This is a genomic window from Actinosynnema sp. NPDC049800, from assembly GCF_040656635.1.
GTDB lineage: Bacteria > Actinomycetota > Actinomycetes > Mycobacteriales > Pseudonocardiaceae > Actinosynnema.
This window is the reverse complement of record NZ_JBFAMT010000011.1, coordinates 1-12141: the sequence shown is the minus strand read 5'-3', so window position 1 is coordinate 12141 and position 12141 is coordinate 1. Positions and strand designations below refer to the sequence as shown.

At 71.5% G+C, this 12141-nt stretch carries 9 protein-coding genes; 8 read left to right on the top strand and 1 reads right to left on the bottom strand.

Annotation, left to right across the window (positions count from 1 at the left end; translation table 11 throughout):
- Positions 1-44 precede the first annotated feature (44 nt).
- The 4 genes from treS to AB0I91_RS15565 all read left to right on the top strand — a co-directional run bounded on the left by treS (position 45) and on the right by AB0I91_RS15565 (position 6349).
- Positions 45-1856, top strand: a complete 1812-nt coding sequence (gene treS, locus AB0I91_RS15580) for a maltose alpha-D-glucosyltransferase (protein ID WP_498774957.1) — start codon at positions 45-47, stop codon at positions 1854-1856.
- A gap of 5 nt (positions 1857-1861) precedes the next feature.
- Positions 1862-3202: a maltokinase N-terminal cap-like domain-containing protein gene (locus AB0I91_RS15575; RefSeq protein WP_498774959.1), complete on the top strand. Its 1341-nt coding sequence runs from the start codon at positions 1862-1864 to the stop codon at positions 3200-3202.
- Positions 3199-5433: a 1,4-alpha-glucan branching protein GlgB gene (gene glgB / locus AB0I91_RS15570; RefSeq protein WP_498774961.1), complete on the top strand. Its 2235-nt coding sequence runs from the start codon at positions 3199-3201 to the stop codon at positions 5431-5433. Before AB0I91_RS15575 ends, glgB begins: the two co-directional genes overlap by 4 nt.
- 118 nt (positions 5434-5551) lie before the next feature.
- Positions 5552-6349, top strand: a complete 798-nt coding sequence (locus AB0I91_RS15565; protein WP_498774963.1) for a class I SAM-dependent methyltransferase — start codon at positions 5552-5554, stop codon at positions 6347-6349.
- Here AB0I91_RS15565 and AB0I91_RS15560 read toward each other — a convergent pair.
- Complete coding sequence (locus tag AB0I91_RS15560) at positions 6333-7049, bottom strand: ArsR/SmtB family transcription factor (protein ID WP_499637274.1); 717 nt, start codon at positions 7047-7049, stop codon at positions 6333-6335. The genes AB0I91_RS15565 and AB0I91_RS15560 overlap by 17 nt on opposite strands.
- 109 nt (positions 7050-7158) lie before the next feature.
- Between AB0I91_RS15560 and AB0I91_RS15555 the strand changes: the two genes are divergently transcribed.
- The 4 genes from AB0I91_RS15555 (at position 7159) to AB0I91_RS15540 (ending at position 11863) form a co-directional block, all read left to right on the top strand.
- A complete protein-coding gene (locus AB0I91_RS15555; protein ID WP_499637272.1) occupies positions 7159-8355 on the top strand; it encodes an MFS transporter in 1197 nt (398 codons plus the stop codon).
- 26 nt (positions 8356-8381) lie between these two features.
- Positions 8382-9758, top strand: a complete 1377-nt coding sequence (locus tag AB0I91_RS15550) for a neutral zinc metallopeptidase (protein WP_498774969.1) — start codon at positions 8382-8384, stop codon at positions 9756-9758.
- Between the two features lie 82 nt (positions 9759-9840).
- The gene (locus AB0I91_RS15545) at positions 9841-10254 is read left to right on the top strand and encodes a nuclear transport factor 2 family protein (protein WP_499607109.1); all 414 of its coding nucleotides are present in this window, start codon (positions 9841-9843) and stop codon (positions 10252-10254) included.
- 172 nt (positions 10255-10426) lie between these two features.
- Entirely contained in the window at positions 10427-11863 is a 1437-nt protein-coding gene (locus AB0I91_RS15540) for a neutral zinc metallopeptidase (protein ID WP_498774973.1), read from the top strand.
- Positions 11864-12141 lie beyond the last annotated feature (278 nt).

The following is a 12141-nucleotide window of genomic DNA, read 5'->3' as shown; positions in this document are numbered from 1 at the left end:
CGATCGAACGCACCCCCAATGAGGTGGGACGAGGTGGAGCACACATGCAGGAAGAGGCCCGACCCGACGCCGCGCTGGTAGGCCTGGAGAACGTGCCGCACACCGGCGAGGCCATCGGCGCGGACGGCCTGCTGGTCGAACCGCAGGCCGAGGACTTCCGGTCGGCCAAACTCGTGCCGCGCGAGCGCGACTGGTTCAAGGGCGCGGTGTTCTACGAGGTGCTGGTGCGCGCGTTCAGCGACTCCAACGGCGACGGCACCGGAGATCTGCGGGGCCTCGCGTCCCGGTTGGACTACCTCGAATGGCTCGGCGTCGACTGCCTGTGGCTGCCGCCGTTCTACGCCTCGCCGCTGCGCGACGGCGGCTACGACATCTCCGACTTCCGCGCGGTGCTGCCGGAGTTCGGCTCGGTCGAGGACTTCGTGTACCTGCTGGACGAGGCGCACCGGCGCGGCATCCGGGTGATCACCGACCTGGTGCTCAACCACACCAGCGACGCGCACCCGTGGTTCCAGCAGTCGCGGACCGACCCCGACGGCCCCTACGGCGACTACTACGTGTGGAGCGACGACGACCAGCGCTACGCGGACGCGCGGATCATCTTCGTCGACACCGAGTCGTCCAACTGGACCTACGACCCGGTGCGCGGCCAGTTCTACTGGCACCGGTTCTTCTCCCACCAGCCCGACCTGAACTTCGAGAACCCGCACGTCCAGGAGGCGATGCTGGACACCCTGCGGTTCTGGCTCGACCTGGGCATCGACGGGTTCCGGCTCGACGCCGTGCCGTACCTGTTCGAGGCGGAGGGCACGAACTGCGAGAACCTGCCGCGCACCCACGACTTCCTCAAGCGCTGCCGCAAGGTCGTCGACGACGAGTACCCCGGCCGGGTGCTGCTGGCCGAGGCCAACCAGTGGCCGTCGGACGTGGTCGAGTACTTCGGCAACCCCGAGGTCGGCGGCGACGAGTGCCACATGGCGTTCCACTTCCCGTTGATGCCGCGCATCTTCATGTCCGTGCGGCGCGAGTCGCGGTTCCCGATCTCGGAGATCCTGGCGCAGACGCCGCAGATCCCCGACGGCTGCCAGTGGGGCATCTTCCTGCGCAACCACGACGAGCTGACGCTGGAGATGGTCACCGACGAAGAGCGCGACTACATGTACGCGGAGTACGCCAAGGACCCGCGGATGAAGGCGAACATCGGCATCAGACGACGGCTGGCCCCGCTGCTGGAGAACGACCGCAACCAGCAGGAGCTGTTCACCGCGATGCTGCTGTCCCTACCCGGCTCGCCCGTCCTCTACTACGGTGACGAGATCGGCATGGGCGACAACATCTGGCTGGGCGACCGCGACGCGGTCCGCACGCCGATGCAGTGGACCCCGGACCGCAACGCGGGGTTCTCCAGCTGCGACCCGGGCCGGATCTACCTGCCGGTGATCATGGACCCGGTGTACGGCTACCAGGCGCTCAACGTCGAGGCGCAGCTCAACAACCAGTCCTCGCTGCTGCACTGGACGCGGCGGATGATCGAGGTGCGCAAGCAGCACCACGCGTTCGCGGAGGGCGACTTCACCGACCTCGGCGGGTCGAACCCCAGCGTGCTGGCCTACCGGCGGCGGTGGCTGCGGCCCGACGGCCACGAGGACGTCGTGCTGTGCGTGAACAACCTGTCGCGGTTCCCGCAGCCGGTCGAGCTCGACCTGTCGGAGCACCACGGCAGCAGGCCGGTCGAGCTGACCGGCGGCGTCGTCTTCCCGACCGTCGGCGACCTGCCCTACCTGCTGACTTTGCCCGGTCACGGCTTCTACTGGTTCCAGCTCGTGGAAGCCGGCGACGACAGCGAGCCGAGGTGATGGACGTGACGGAGCCGCACGACCTGGTCGACAAGGTGCTCGCCGAGCTGCCCGAGTGGCTGCCCGCGCAGCGGTGGTTCGGCGGGAAGGACCGCCCGGTCACCTCGGTCCGCCCGCTGCGGACGGCGGTGCTGCGGTCCGCCGACCCGGTGCTGGTGCACCTCGTGGTGGAGGTGGCGCAGCCGGACCGGCGCGAGCCCTACCAGCTGCTGGTCACCGACCACGTGGACAACTACGACGCCACCTCCGTGCCGGAGCTGACCGGCGTGCTGCTCGACCTGATCGCCGAGGGTGTCGAGGTGGAGGGCCTGAGGTTCGCGCACGAGCCGGACGTCGAGCTGCAGACCGGGCTGCGCGGCCGGCCGATCACCTCCGAGCAGTCCAACACCTCGATCGTGTTCGGCAGCCAGTACATCCTCAAGCTGTTCCGCAAGCTCAGCCAGGGCGAGAACCCGGACCTCGTGCTGCACCGGGCCTTGCGCCAGGTCGGGTGCGAGCACATCGCCCAGCCGCTGGGGTCGATCACGGGTCGGCTCGACGGCCGGACCACGACCGTCGGCATGCTCCAGCAGTTCATGCCGGACGCGGTGGACGGCTGGGCGATGGCCACCACCAGCGTGCGCGACCTGATGGCCGAGGCCGACCTGCACGCCGACGAGGTGGGCGGCGACTTCGCCGGCGAGGCGCAGCGGCTGGGACAGGCCGTGGCGACCGTGCACGCGGACCTGGAACGCGCCCTGGGCACGCAGTCCGCGGACGCCGAGAACATCGACCGGACCGTGCGGGCGATGGTCTCGCGGCTGGACTCGGTGGTCGACTCGGTGCCGGAGCTGCGGCCGTACGTGCCCGCGCTGCGGGAGGCGTTCGAGCAGGCCAGGGAGACACCGGACGCGGTCGCCGTGCAGCACATCCACGGCGACCTGCACCTCGGTCAGGTGCTGCGGACCGTGCAGGGGTGGCTGCTGATCGACTTCGAGGGCGAGCCGGGCACGCCGATGGCCGAGCGCATCGAGCTGCGCTCGCCGTTGCGCGACGTGGCGGGGATGCTGCGATCCTTCGACTACGCGGCGCACCAGCTGCTCGTCGGCCAGCCGGAGGACCACCAGCTGACCGTGCGGGCGCTGGAGTGGGCGCGGCGCAACCGCGCGGCGTTCACCGAGGGCTACGCGGAGGCGGCGTCGGAGTCGGTCGGCGACCCGCGCAAGCGGGGCTACCTGCTGCGGGCGTTCGAGCTGGACAAGGCCGTCTACGAGGTCGCGTACGAGCACGCGAACAGGCCGGAGTGGTTGACGGTCCCGCTGTCGTCGATCGCGCGGATCACTGGAGAGGGAGCGGTGCAGTCATGATCTCGCCCGAGGACGTCGACCGGCTGCTGGCCGGGGCGCACCACGACCCGCACTCGGTGCTCGGCGTGCACCACGTCCCGGAGGGCGTGGTCGCGCGGGCGCTGCGCCCGGGCGCGACGGCGGTGGCGGTGATGGCCGCCGACAAGCGCTTCGACCTGGACCGGGTCGCCGACGGGTTGTTCGCGGGCGAGCTGCCCGAGCACCCCGGCGACTACCGGCTGGTGGTCGAGTACGGCGACCAGGTCGTCGAGGTGGACGACCCGTACCGCTGGCTGCCGACCGTCGGCGAGCTCGACCTGCACCTGATCGGCGAGGGGCGGCACGAGCGGCTGTGGGACGTGCTGGGCGCGCGGGTGCGCACCTACGACACGCCCAACGGCACCGTCTCGGGCGTCTCGTTCGCCGTGTGGGCGCCGACCGCGCGCGGTGTGCGGGTGTGCGGCGACTTCGACGGCTGGGACGGCCGCGCGAACCCGATGAGGTCGCTCGGCTCGTCCGGCGTGTGGGAGGTCTTCATCCCCGGCATCCCGGAGGGCACCCGGTACAAGTTCCGGATCCTCGGCCGCGACGGCGGGTGGCACGAGAAGGCCGACCCGATGGCGTTCGCCACCGAGACGCCGCCGCAGACCGCGTCGGTCGTCACCCGGACCGCGCACGAGTGGGGCGACGCGGAGTGGCGGGCCAGGCGCGACGCCACGCAGTGGATCAACGCGCCGATGAGCGTGTACGAGGTGCACCTCGGCTCGTGGAAGCCGGGTCTGGGCTACCGGGAGCTGGCCGAGGAGCTGGCGGACTACGTGGTGGGCGCCGGGTTCACGCACGTGGAGCTGATGCCGGTGGCCGAGCACCCGTTCGGCGGGTCGTGGGGCTACCAGGTGACGTCGTATTACGCGCCGACGTCGAGGTTCGGCTCGCCGGACGACTTCCGGCACTTCGTGGACGTGCTGCACCAGCGCGGCGTCGGCGTGATCATGGACTGGGTGCCGGCGCACTTCCCGCGCGACTCGTGGGCGTTGGCGAAGTTCGACGGCACCGCGTTGTACGAGCACGAGGACCCGCGCCGGGGCGAGCACCCGGACTGGGGCACGCTGGTGTTCGACTTCGGGCGCAACGAGGTGCGCAACTTCCTGGTCGCCAACGCGCTGTTCTGGATCGAGGAGTTCCACATCGACGGCCTGCGGGTCGACGCGGTGGCCTCGATGCTGTACCTGGACTACTCGCGGCAGGAAGGGCAGTGGCTGCCCAACCAGTACGGCGGGCGGGAGAACCTGGACGCGGTGCGGTTCCTGCAGGAGCTGAACGCGACCGTCTACAAGCGCCACCCCGGTGTGGTGATGGTGGCCGAGGAGTCGACGGCGTGGCCGGGCGTGTCGCGGCCGACGCACCTGGGCGGCCTCGGGTTCGGGTTCAAGTGGAACATGGGCTGGATGCACGACACGCTGCACTACCTGTCGCGCGAGCCCATCCACCGGTCGTTCCACCACAACGAGATCACGTTCTCGCTGGTCTACGCGTGGAGCGAGAACTTCGTGCTGCCGCTGTCGCACGACGAGGTCGTGCACGGCAAGGGGTCGTTGTGGCAGCGGATGCCCGGCGACGACTGGAACAAGGCGGCGGGGCTGCGGTCGCTGCTGGCGTTCATGTGGGCGCACCCCGGCAAGCAGCTGCTGTTCATGGGCGGCGAGTTCGGGCAGCGCGACGAGTGGTCGGAGGGCCGGTCGCTGGACTGGCACCTGCTGGAGTCGCCGCTGCACGGCGGTCTGCACCGGCTGGTCGCGGACCTGAACCGGGTCTACCGGGGCTCGCCCGCGTTGTACAGCGCGGACAACCGGCCCGAGGGGTTCTCGTGGATCGACGCGAACGACTCGGCGGGCAACGTGCTGAGCTTCCTGCGGATCGGCGAGGACGGCTCGGTGCTCGCGTGCGTGGCGAACTTCGCCGGCATGCCGCACCACGACTACCGGGTCGGGCTGCCGGTCGCGGGTCGGTGGCGCGAGGTGGTGAACACGGACTCGGAGGTCTACGGCGGGTCCGGCGTCGGCAACTTCGGCGTGGTGGAGGCGGAGGAGCACCCGTGGCACGGCCGGCCCGCGTCCGCGGTGCTCCAGCTGCCGCCGGCGGGTGTGCTCTGGCTGGCGCCGGAAGCACCCGCGGTCACCGCGACCGTCACGGAGGAAGACCGGGCAGGCGTCGAGGGCCCGGTCGACCCGGACGACCTCGACCACGCCTGACCGCAGCGCCGTGCCCGGCCGGGTCCTCGACACCCGGCCGGGAGGCGCGCCGGCCCTGACCGAACCGGGTCGTGCGGAACGTCGTCCGCGGGGGTCGGTGCCTGCCATGCTGAGCCCCATGGCGGACGAGGTGTGGGCGGTCGGCGAGGCGTATGAGGCTTACGTCGGGCGTTGGAGCGCGCCCGTTGCGAGGGGGTTCCTCCGACTGCTGGACGTGCCGTCGGCCCGTCGCTGGGTGGACATCGGCTGCGGCACGGGCGCGTTGACCACCGCGATCCTCAAGATCGCCGACCCGGCCGAGGTCGTCGGCGTCGACCCGTCCGAGGGCTTCCTGGCCACCGCGCGGCACCGGGTCACCGACCCGCGCGCGGCCTTCCACGTCGGCGACGCCCGCTCCCTCCCGCTGCCCGACCACGCCTTCGACGCCGTGGTCAGCGGCCTCGCCCTCAACTTCGTGCCGGACCCGGTGCGGGCCGCCGCCGAGTGCACCAGGGTGGCCGCGCCCGGCGGCGTGGTGGCCGCCTACGTCTGGGACTACGCCGAGGGCATGGCGATCACCCGCTTCTTCTGGGACGCCGCCACCGACCTCGACCCGGCCGCCGCCGCCCTGCACGAGGGCAGGCGCTTCCCCCTGTGCCGACCCGAACCGCTGCGCGGGCTGTGGACCGCCGCCGGGCTGCACGGGGTGCGCGTGGAGGCGTTGGAGGTGCCGACGGTGTTCAACGACTTCGACGACTACTGGCGGCCGTTCCTCGGTGGGCAGGGACCGGCGCCCGGCTACACCGCGTCCCTGCCCGAGGACCGGCGTCGTGCCCTGCGCGACCTGCTCCGCACCCGCCTGCCCACCCACCCGGACGGCTCGATCCGGCTCACCGCGCGGGCGTGGGCGGTGCGCGGCGTCATGGCGCGGGCGTGAAGGTGGGCAGGAGCTCGGGCAGCCGTTCGGCACCCCGTTCGGTGACGAGGAGCTCCCTGGTGCCCTCCTGACGGCGGACCAGGTCGTCGGCCACGAACGCGTCGAGCACGAGCCGGCCGAGGTCGCCGCCCAGGTGCGGGACGCGGTGCGTGCGGTCCAGGCAGGCCAGCGCCAGGCGGCGGCGCGGCGCGACGGCGTGCGGGTCGACGCCGAGGCGGCGCCACGCGGTCAGGTCCTCGCCGAGCGCGAGTTCGCCGGCGCGGCCGTCGGGCGGTTCGAGCCCGCCTGCGTCGACCAGGGTGGTGAACACCGCGATCCCCAGGCGGCCGGCCGCGTGGTCGTAGCACGTGTGGGCGACGTCCACCGGCGATGACGCGCGCCGCGGCGCGGTGAGGTCGTCGTGGTGGGCGTAGCGGGCCAGCGCGGTGAGGACGTCGGCGATGTCGGCGCGGGCGACCCGGTAGACGGCGTGCCGGCCGGTGTGCTCGACCTCGACCAGGCCGGCGGCGCGCAGGCGGGCCAGGTGGTTGCCCAACCGCGGCGGCGAGATGCCCATGGCGTCGGCCAGCTGCACCATCGCGTGCGGGCCCTCGGCGGCGAGCAGTTGCAGCGCGGTGAGCCGGATCGGGTCGGACAGCTCGCGGGCCAGCGCGACGGCGGACGCCTGCACGGCGTTGCCGGAGTCGATCCATCCAGCCATGAGCGCACCCTAGCACCCTTCACGCTTGCCTGAACTCTGGTTGCGGCCGTGAGCGGGGGCGGGTTACGGTCGCAGACACCGTTCATAGGATCCTGAAGGGTGTCTGCCGATGGGGCTGGGCGTGCTGCTGTGGGGTCGCGGGGTCTCGGCGCTCGGCGACGGCCTGTGGTTCACCACGTGGGCGTTGTTCTTCACCCGCGTGCTCGGGTTGCCGCTGGTGGCGGTGGGTGTCGGGATGGCGGTGGCGGGTGCGGCGGGGCTGCTCGCGGCGGTGCCGGTCGGCGCGTTGGCGGACCGGTTCGACCCGAGGTCGGTGCTGGTGGTGATCACCCTCGTGCGGGCGTGCGCCATGGCGTCCTACCTGGTCGTGGACGGCACGTGGTCGTTCCTCGTGGCGACGGTGGCGTTCACCGCCCCGGCCAACGGCGGCAACGCCGTGCGGACGGCGTTGATCGCGGGTCTGGTGACGGACAACGCGGCCAGGGTGCGCGCGTTGGCGCGGCAGCGCGTGGCGCAGCACGTCGGCTACGCGATCGGGGCCGGGCTCGGCGCCCTGGTGCTGACCGCCGACAGCCACTCCGCCTACGCCCTGGCGATCACCGGCAACGCGCTCACGTTCGGGGTCCTGGCGGTGACGACGCTCGCGGTGCGCAAGCCGTCGCCGGTCGGCGCGACGCCGCGGGCGCGGGTCGTGCTGGGCGACCGCCCCTACCTCGCTGTCGTCGCGACCACCTCGGTCCTGTCGCTGTGCTGGGCGATGCTGTCGACCGGCCTGCCGCTGTGGCTGTCGCGCTCGACCGACCTGCCGCTCGCGCTGAGCGGCGTGGTGGTGGTCGTCAGCTCGGTGGGCATCGCCGTGTTCCAGGTGCCGTTCGCGCGCTTCGCCCGCACCCCGGACCAGGCCGCGCGCACGGCGGTCCGGTCCGGCGTCGCCCTCGCCGCGAGCTGCGCCCTGCTCGCCACGACCGCGGGCGGCTCGGGTGCGGCGGTCGTGGCGGTCGTGGTGGCCGCGGCGGCGCTGCACGTGGTCGGGGAACTGGGTTACGTGGCCGCGAACTGGGGTTTGTCGGTGAGCCTCATGCGTGACGACGCGCGTGGCGCCTACCAAGGGGTGAACGAGGCCGCGACCGCCACCGTGCAGCTCTTCGGGCCCGCCGTCCTGACGTTCGCGCTCGGCGGCTTCGGCGCGGGTGGTTGGCTCGCCGTGGGCGTGATCTTCCTGGTCGCGGTCGCGCCCGTGCCGGCGTTGACCAGGTGGGCGACACGCACCCGTGATCCGGCCACGACGTCGAACGCGACCCCGTAGGGGTTCGGCGCGGGCACAATGGGCCAATGCGGCTCGTATCGGCTCGGCTGGTCCTGCTGGCGACGGTCCTGCTCACGGCAAGCGCCTGTGCCCAGGCGATCCCGGGCAAACCGGTGGCGGGTGAGGCCGTCACCAAGGGCACCGTCGACCCGGGCTTCATCCGGGGCACCGACGGCGGCCCGATCGACCAGTTGGCGGCCACCGCCGTCACCGACATCGACACGTTCTGGCAGGAGGCGTTCCCGGACACGTTCGACGAGCCGTGGGAGCCGATCGAGGGCGGCATCTACTCGGTCGACACCGCCGACGCCTCGGCCAAGCCGCCGCCGTGCACCGAGAAGGCGAGCGACGTCGAGGGCAACGCGTTCTACTGCCCGAGCGCCGACGCCATCGCCTGGGACCGCGCCGCGCTGCTGCCCGTGCTCAAGGACCGGTTCGGCGACGCGGCCGTGGTGATCGTGCTGGCGCACGAGATGGGCCACGCCGTGCAGAACCGGATGGGCATCACGCCGGAGGCCGAGCGGCGCGAGCCGCAGCGGTTCCCCACGATCCTCACCGAGGCGATGGCCGACTGCTTCGCGGGCGCGTTCATCAAGTGGGTCAACGACGGCAAGTCCGAGCACCTCGACATCGGCTCCGACACGCTGGACTCGGCGCTGGGCGCGCTGATCACGTTCCGCGACCCGGTCGGCACCTCGGCCAGCGACCGGTCCGCGCACGGCAACGCGTTCGACCGCGTGTCCGCCTTCCAGGACGGCTACCAGCAGGGCACGGAGTTCTGCGCGGCCATGTCGACGGAGAACCGGGTGTTCACGCAGCAGGCGTTCACCTCCGCCGACGACCGCGACCGCGGCGGCAACCTGCCGTTCGACGAGATGCTGGAGAACGTCACGCCCGACCTGAACCTGTACTACAAGGCACTGGTCGAGCAGGCGGGCAAGAAGTGGACCGACCCGAAGTCCACGCCGACCGAGCAGGAGCCGGACTGCTCCGGCGACCAGGGCCCGGTGGCGTACTGCCCGGCGGACAAGTCGGTGGAGTTCGAGGTCGAGGCCGACCTGCCCGAGCTGCACGCCGAGATCGGCGACTACGCCACGGGCGTGCTGCTGGCGAGCCGTTACGCGCTGGCCGCGATGGCGGCGGTGGAAGTGGACCTCGACGGTGAGCGTGCGGCGACCAGCGCGTTGTGCCTGGCCGGCGCGTACACGCGGGAGGTGTTCACCCGGCAGAAGGGCTTCGGGCTGTCGCCCGGCGACCTGGACGAGGCGGTGCAGGTGCTGCTCGCCTACGACTACGCGGCCCGCGACGCGACCGGTTCGGCGTCGCTCGGTCCGGGGTTCAAGCGGGTCGAGGTGTTCCGCGGCGGGGTGTTCGAGGGCACCAAGGCCTGCGGTTTGACCTAGGCGAATTGGCCGTTGGCGCGGCCAATGATTTCGAGGTACTGTTGGCGTTACCAACGTTGGAGACGCCAATGAAAGGGATGCCATGTCCACGGATGCCCTGATCGCCGACCGCCTCGAGATCGCCGACCTGTCCACCCGCCTCGCACGTCTGCTCGACGAGAAGCGGTGGGAGGACGCGGGCACCGTCTTCACCGACGACGTGGCGGTGCACTCGCCGCGGGGTGGCGTACTCCGCGGCCTCGCCGAGGTCGTCGCCTTCCTGCGCCGGGACGACGTCGAGGATCAGCAGACCCAGCACACGACCACGGATCTGCTGGTGGACGTCGAGGGAGACCACGCGACCGCCTCGGCGAACTCGACCGTGTACCTCTACCGCGCCGGCCAGGCGCCCCACTTCACCGGAGGTCTGCGGCAGCGCTACCGCGCGGTGCGGACGCCGGTGGGCTGGCGCCTCCGCGAGGTGCGGATCACTCCCGCCTGGACGCGCGAGAGCTGATCGCTTCGCGTTCACCTGTCCGCCGAACGGGCCGCTCACCGCCCGCCCGAACTCGCCATCGCCGCCGGCGTCCTCCGGCCGCGATGGCGAATTGCCGGACATCGCCTGGTTTCGCGAGCCGGCCAAGTAGGGTTCGGGCTTGGATCGGCACGGACCGGGGATGGGGCTTGGCATGGCTCGACGGGCTTGGGTTGCTGCGACGCTCGCCGCCGCGATGGCGTTGACCGGGTGCACCCAGACGGTGAGCGGCCAAGGGCGGTCGGAACGGCCCGACGTCACCAAGGTGGCCGGGCTGGACATCACGACCGGCGAGAGCGGCGCGAAGCCGGGCGTGCCGGACGCCGACCTGCAGGTGGAGAACGCCGACGGCGGCGAGATGGACCGGCTCGCGATCAACGCGCTGGCCGACGTCGAGGAGTACTGGACCGAGCAGCTGCCCGCGCGGTTCGGCAAGGAGTTCGAGCCGGTGAAGCGGTTGGTGTCCTACGACTCCAACGGCAAGGGCGTCGAGATCTGCCGCACCAACACCGCCGGCGTGGCGAACGCGTTCTACTGCTCGCTGGACGACTCGATCGCGTGGGACCGCGGCGAGCTGCTGCCGATGCTGGACGACGCGTTCGGGCCGATGTCGGTGGTGACCGTGCTGGCGCACGAGATGGGCCACGCGATCCAGTACAAGCTCGGTGACATCGGCGGGATCAACCAGGCCACGCCGTCGATCATCAAGGAGCAGCAGGCCGACTGCTACGCGGGCAACTTCTTCCGCTGGGTGGCCGAGGGCAAGTCCAAGCACTTCCGCATCTCGACCGGGCCCGGGTTGAACCAGGTGCTGGCGACGATGTTCTTCATCCGGGACGCGGCGGGCACGTCGGCCGAGAAGCAGGGCGCGCACGGCAGCGCGTTCGACCGGGTCTCGGCGTTCCAGTTCGGGTTCGCCGGTGATCCGTCGCGGTGCGCGGAGATCGACGAGGCCGAGATCAAGGCGCGGATCACGCAGCAGAAGTTCGACTCGCAGGACCAGGACACCGGGCAGGGCAAGGGCAACCTGAAGGTCGACGACAAGCGGTCGCTCGAACTGCTGGAGGAGTCGCTGCACGCGGCTTTCAAGGACGCCGCCGCCACGCCGCCCGCTTTGTCCACCTCGTCGTCCGCGGAGTGCCCCGACGGCGGCGACACCTCGCCCGCGGCGTACTGCCCGGCGACGAACTCGATCTCCATCGACCTGCCCGACCTGGTGAAGATCGGCACGCCGCCCAAGCGCGGGCAGAAGGGCGGGATCGGCGACTTCGCCGCGTTCGCCGAGATCGCGTCGCGGTTCGCGCTGTCGATCCAGAAGGCGACCGGGTACGGGCTGGAGGGTCCGGCGGCGGGGTTGCGGACGGCGTGCCTGACCGGTGCGTGGGCCGGGACGACGACCCAGAGCAGCGCGCGGCTGCGCCTGTCGTCCGGTGACCTGGACGAGGCGGTGGCGGAGCTGCTGGCCGACAAGAGCCTGATCGCGGCGGACGTGAACGGGACCGTGGTGCCGTCCGGCTTCGCCCGCGTCGAGGCGTTCCGCGACGGGTTCTACCAGGGTGCCGGGCTCTGCACCCGCAAGTACGCGGGCTGAGCCGGTTCCGGGTTTCGGGTTTCGGGTTCGAGGTTCGAACTGCGCGAAGAGATCAAAAGCTTGAAAGCATGTCCTCGCCGGACGGGCAGATCAGCAGGATGACTCCTGGTTGGGTGGTGGTGTGCCGGGTCCGTTGTGGGTCCGGGTTTCGTGTCATCCCACCGACCTCCCTCCGGGCTACCGCACGCGTCAAGGGGGCGGTTCCAGCCCATTGTTCCTGTTGGGTGGGGATGTGCCCCCTTGACACGTGCGGTAGGGCAAAGCCAGGTCGGCGGGAT

Coding starts and splice junctions, on each gene's coding strand:
- AB0I91_RS15565 (WP_498774963.1), top strand. CDS start 5,552: ATGGCGGACGAGGTGTGGGCGGTCGGCGAGGCGTATGAGGCTTACGTC.
- treS (WP_498774957.1), top strand. CDS start 45: ATGCAGGAAGAGGCCCGACCCGACGCCGCGCTGGTAGGCCTGGAGAAC.
- AB0I91_RS15545 (WP_499607109.1), top strand. CDS start 9,841: ATGTCCACGGATGCCCTGATCGCCGACCGCCTCGAGATCGCCGACCTG.
- glgB (WP_498774961.1), top strand. CDS start 3,199: ATGATCTCGCCCGAGGACGTCGACCGGCTGCTGGCCGGGGCGCACCAC.
- AB0I91_RS15555 (WP_499637272.1), top strand. CDS start 7,159: ATGGGGCTGGGCGTGCTGCTGTGGGGTCGCGGGGTCTCGGCGCTCGGC.
- AB0I91_RS15550 (WP_498774969.1), top strand. CDS start 8,382: ATGCGGCTCGTATCGGCTCGGCTGGTCCTGCTGGCGACGGTCCTGCTC.
- AB0I91_RS15540 (WP_498774973.1), top strand. CDS start 10,427: ATGGCTCGACGGGCTTGGGTTGCTGCGACGCTCGCCGCCGCGATGGCG.
- AB0I91_RS15560 (WP_499637274.1), bottom strand. CDS start 7,049: ATGGCTGGATGGATCGACTCCGGCAACGCCGTGCAGGCGTCCGCCGTC.